This is a genomic window from Mycobacterium sp. TH-M82, assembly GCF_057473605.1.
The window spans coordinates 1-4548 of sequence record NZ_JBYCKY010000099.1; the positions used below are offsets into that span (position 1 = coordinate 1).

Genomic DNA, 4548 nt, shown 5'->3' on the forward strand with positions numbered 1-4548 from the left:
GGCGCCGATCTCGTCGCGGCCGTCGATCTCGAAGCCGTAGCCGTCGTGGTTTCCGGTCAGCCGGTCCCACCAGCTGCGGCGCGGCGGCTGGTGCAGCCGGTAGTGTTCGCCCTTGTTGCCCAGGCCGAGCGCAGCGGAGAGCAGCTCGCCTCGCGGCAGCTGCAGTTCGGCGAGCTGTTCGTCGAGCTGGCGTACGTAGTCGTCGCAGAGCTGCTCGGCGACCATCGCCAGCAACTGCCGGAACCCGGCGGACCGGAACTGACCGGCGTGCCGGTCGGCGAGGGCGCGCAGTTGTTTGAGGTTGTCGGTGAGGTGTTCCAGGATCCGGACCGAGCGGCGCAGGATGCCCGCCGGTTCGCGGGACAGCAGGCCGCCGAGAAAGACCTTGCGCTGTACTTCAGCGCCGTCGACGGCGAGGTCATAGAGTTGTTTCACCGCAGCGCGATTGGCCAGGCAGTCGGCCAGCACCTGTTGGCGGTAGACGATCACTTAGGGATCGGTGACGGTCAGCGGCACGACCTTCTTGACGACGTCGAGCAGAAAACTGTCACCGGCCGCCATGGCCTGGTAGACCCTGGGCAGCTCCAGGTCGTCGGCGATCAGATCGCCCAGCCGCCAGGGCAACCGGGGAGCCAGCTCGACGTCGTTGTCGGGATGGAGCAGCCGGACCTTCATCGGGTGATCCTTCGCCGTAAGACGTGGTGGTTGAGCCCGTATTTATCGGCCAGTGCCGCAGCGTAGGCCAGGCCGTCGGCGGGTCTGCGGGTGAATTCGAATGTCCGCCGGGTCGGATCATCGGATGCGACTTCACCGACCATGCTGACGCAGGTCGGATCGAAGCTGGCCAGCTCGTCGAGAAAGGTGACGTAGACCGCGACGCAGCCACGCTTGATGATGCGCCGCAACACCTCGGTGCCGATCAGCAGCGCATCGTTGACGGTGGTGGAGGCGAAGCTCTCATTCATCACGACGACACTCGCCTCGGTGGCGCAGGTCAGGATGTGGTGGATGCGCACCAGCTCGTCGTCGAGCTTGCCGCGCAGCGTCGACAGCGTCTCTTGGCGTTCGAAGTGGGTGTAGATCTGATCGGGCAGGGTCAGTTCGGCACGACTTGCCGGCACCGGACAGCCCAGCGCCGCGAGGTACGCGCACTGGCCAATGGTCCTGGCGAATGTCGTCTTGCCGCCTTGGTTGGGGCCGGTGACGACGAAGATCCGTTCCGGCCCTGACAGGCGAAAGCTGTTGCCTACGACCGGCTTGTTCTCGTCGACCGATTTGGTCGCCAGAGCGAGGTCGAAGGCGTCGTCGGCGCGAACCACGCCGGGCTCGACGGTGACCGCGGGGTAGCTGAAGCTCAGGCCGGCCGCGGTGAAACGACGGATGAAAGCGAGGTAACAGCGGTAGAAGTGGATTTCGCGCTCGAAACGGGCGATCACCGGCTCGACGAAGTGGGCGTTGCGGGCACAGAAGGCTTCCAGGCGTGCGAAAGTCTCAGGATAAAGCTTGGCGACGCACTCCAGGATATGTTCTTCGACATGGTTCATGTCGGCGAAATTGGTGAAGCGGACGTGATAGTCCTTGGCTGCCTCGGTGGCGAACCGCTGGAAAGTCGCAGCGATGTCGGCGCTGTAATCGGTTTGGCCCGTGAACGTCTCGACGTGCACCCGTAGGCCTTCAATGTGTACGGCGTAGCGGATGTTGTGGAGTTCGGCCTGCATGGATTGAGTGTCGTCAACCAGTGCCTGGAATCCGCGGCTGCCCACATAGGCATCGACGTGGGCGGCGAAGCCACGCAGGCCGGCCGAGGTCAGGCCGGCTCCGTCGAGCTCGTCGTGCAGCGCCGCGACCGCGCCGCAGTAGGTTTCGACGGCGTAGACGAACCAACCGTGCTGCTGCAACCGGTGATACACGTGTGCGGCCTGATGCAGGCGTTGTCGCACGGTGTGCATGCCGGCGACGAAGTTCTCGATAGGCCGCCGGGTTTCCTCGCGGTCGAGATCACGGAACACGTCATGGCGGTAGGAGACGGCCGAAACATCGTGCAGCGGTGAGTAGAAGAACTTCTCCAGGCCATCGGAGGCGCTGTCGACATGTCCGGTGGTGACCGCGGCGAAGACTTGGTCCAGGTGCAGATCGGCAAAACAATCCGGTGCGGTGAGCTTGTCGACGTCCATCGGGTGCGGACCCGGGGACAGGATGCTGGTAAATGACGCCATGGTTTCCCACCGCCTTATCCGGCGGCCGGGGTGCGGGGTATGACGCTGGGCCGGCGTAGCTTGCCGGCGGCATTGCTGACGCCGCGCCCGGCCAATGTGCCCAGCATCGCCTCGCCGAACATGCCCGGCTGCAGCGCCGCCGGGGCCGCGGGCGCGGCGGCGCCGGCCGGCACGCTGGTGGCCGGTAGCGTCGCGCTTGCGAGGTTGACCGGCGGTGTGACGGTGGCGGCCCAGGCCTGCGGTACCGACAGGGTGTTGACCAAGATGGCCCGGCCCATCACCGCCGACGCCGCTGGGACGGGCGGCGTTGGCGCACCGGCCGGTGCCAGTGGCGCCGTCGACCCGACCAAGAACGGCCCGATCCCCTGATGCTCGTCGCGTAGTGCATTGACCGCCACCGCATGGTTGGTCGTCCCGATGCTAAACGACGACAGAAACGTGCTCGAGGTCGACGCGGCAGCGCTCAACACTGCCGAGTTCGTCAGGGACGAGTCCAGCACCGACGACAGGCCGATCGCCTGAGTGGGCGCGGCGAGCTGCGCGACTGCCGCGGCGGCTGGTTGCGACACCGGGTTCGGCGGGCCGGTGAACGGTGTCAGCTTCGACGCCGTCGCCGACGACGTGGCATAGCCGTTCATGGCGGCGCTATCCTGCGCCCACATCCGCTCGTAGTCGGCTTCGGTGACCGCGATCGCCGGGCTGTTCTGTCCGAAGAAGTTGCTCGCGATCAGTGACGTCAACTGGGTGCGGTTCGCCGCAATCAGCGGTGGCGGCACCGTCATCGCAAATGCCGTCTGGTAAGCGCCCGCCGCGGTCTGTGCCTGGGTCGAGGTTTGCTCGGCCTGAGCGGCCGTGCCGTGCATCCAGGCCACATAGGGCGTGATCGCAGTCGCCATCATCGTCGACGACGGACCTCGCCATCCGTCAGTAGCCAGGCCGGCGATCACCGACCGATAGGCGGCCGCAGCGGCATGCAGTTCGCGGGCGAGCTGACTCCAACGGGCGGCAGCGGCCAGCATCGGTCCGGTACCAGGGCCGGAGTACATTCTGGCCGAGTTGATTTCCGGTGGAAGTATGCCAAAGTCCATGTCAGACAACCTCTCTCATGTCGTGTTTGCTTGCGCTTCGCTAGCCCGCGGCCGGGGAGCGAACGATGATTTGTTTGCTCCGGTGCCGCGGAGCATCCGGCCCGTCTCGGGATAGCGTCCCGAGAACCGATTGGCTGAATACATTTCCCGAAGCAAGCTGGGTGTCGGCGGAGACCTCCGCCGGGATGGGCCCGGACGTCGGCAGTGTCACCGCGGTCGGCTGGACCTCGGCAGCGGTGGCGCCCCAGCTTGGTGGCACCGACAACGTCCCGAGCAGGCCGGCCCGGCCCATTCCCGCCGACACCGCCGGCCCGCCGAGCCGGACCGGGGCGGCAGACACCAGGTTCGCCGAGACACCGGCCTCTTCCAACTCCCGGGTTGCCTGATAGAAAAGCCGCATGTTCGTGATGGCAATATTGCGCCCCGAATTCGCCGCTCTGGTCGTCGTGACCGCGACGTTCGTAACGTTCGGGACGTGCAACGCGATGGACTCCAACGCCGACAACGAGGTAGCCGCGGCGGGTGTGGCCAGTTGCGGCAGCAGTGTCGTCGGCTGGGTAGCAGCATTGCTTGCGGCGTGGCCGACCGCGCCGGCCTGGGCGGCCAGCCCGGCCGGGTCGGTGGTGTGGCGCGGCTCGGTGAACGGGGTCAGCGCACTCGCGGCCGACGAGGACCCGGCGTAGCCGTACATCGCGGTGGCGTCCTGGAGCCACATCTCGGCGTAGTGTGCCTCGGTGGCCGCGATCGCCGGGGTGTTCTGCCCGAAGAAGTTCGTCGCGATCAGCGCCGCCAGCAGGCTGCGGTTAGCCGCGATCACCGGCGGGGGCACCGTCAACGCGAACGCCAGCTCGTAGGCCGCCGCTGCCGCGGTGGCCTGGGCGGCGGTCTGCTCGGCCGCGGCGGCGGTGCCCTGCAGCCACGCCACATACGGTGCCGCCGCCTTGGCCATCGACAACGATGCCGGCCCCAGCCACCCATCCGCCAGCTCGAAGAGCACCGATTGGTATCCGGCAGCGGTGCAGAACAGCTCCGCGGCCAGCTCGCCCCAAGCGGTCGCCGCGGCCAGCATCGGCCCCGAGCCTGGCCCGGCATACATTCTGGCGGAGTTGACCTCCGGCGGAAGAGCTCCGAAATCCAGCACCGGCAGCCCTGTTCATCCGGTCGCGACGGCGTTGGCGGCCTCTGTGGCGGCATAGGAACCGGCGCTGGTTTCCAGAGTGGTCACGAACAACTGATGAATCGCC

5 protein-coding genes and 1 pseudogene are annotated in these 4548 nt (G+C 66.9%); all 6 read right to left on the reverse strand.

Features of this window, described 5'->3' with window-relative positions; genetic code table 11:
* A pseudogene (locus AC2VON_RS03035) lies at positions 1-489 on the reverse strand (MutS-related protein); the annotation flags it as partial.
* A complete protein-coding gene (locus tag AC2VON_RS03040; RefSeq protein ID WP_486951618.1) occupies positions 490-675 on the reverse strand; it encodes a hypothetical protein in 186 nt (61 codons plus the stop codon).
* Positions 672-2216 carry a MutS-related protein gene (locus AC2VON_RS03045; protein WP_486951619.1) on the reverse strand — a complete coding sequence of 515 codons (1545 nt, stop codon included), beginning with the start codon at positions 2214-2216 and terminating at the stop codon, positions 672-674. Before AC2VON_RS03045 ends, AC2VON_RS03040 begins: the two co-directional genes overlap by 4 nt.
* Before the next feature lie 14 nt (positions 2217-2230).
* Positions 2231-3304, reverse strand: coding sequence for a PPE family protein (locus tag AC2VON_RS03050; protein ID WP_486951620.1), 1074 nt, complete (start codon positions 3302-3304; stop codon positions 2231-2233).
* A 40-nt stretch (positions 3305-3344) separates the two neighbouring features.
* Positions 3345-4442 (reverse strand): PPE family protein, encoded by a 1098-nt coding sequence (locus AC2VON_RS03055; RefSeq protein WP_486951621.1) that lies wholly within the window; start codon positions 4440-4442, stop codon positions 3345-3347.
* Between the two features lie 15 nt (positions 4443-4457).
* Positions 4458-4548: PE domain-containing protein (locus tag AC2VON_RS03060; protein ID WP_486951622.1), on the reverse strand; the 91-nt coding region annotated here is incomplete at its 5' end.

Bases quoted from the DNA above. Each gene is read 5' to 3' on its own strand.
- AC2VON_RS03040 (WP_486951618.1), bottom strand. From the start codon at position 675: ATGAAGGTCCGGCTGCTCCATCCCGACAACGACGTCGAGCTGGCTCCC.
- AC2VON_RS03045 (WP_486951619.1), bottom strand. From the start codon at position 2,216: ATGGCGTCATTTACCAGCATCCTGTCCCCGGGTCCGCACCCGATGGAC.
- AC2VON_RS03050 (WP_486951620.1), bottom strand. From the start codon at position 3,304: ATGGACTTTGGCATACTTCCACCGGAAATCAACTCGGCCAGAATGTAC.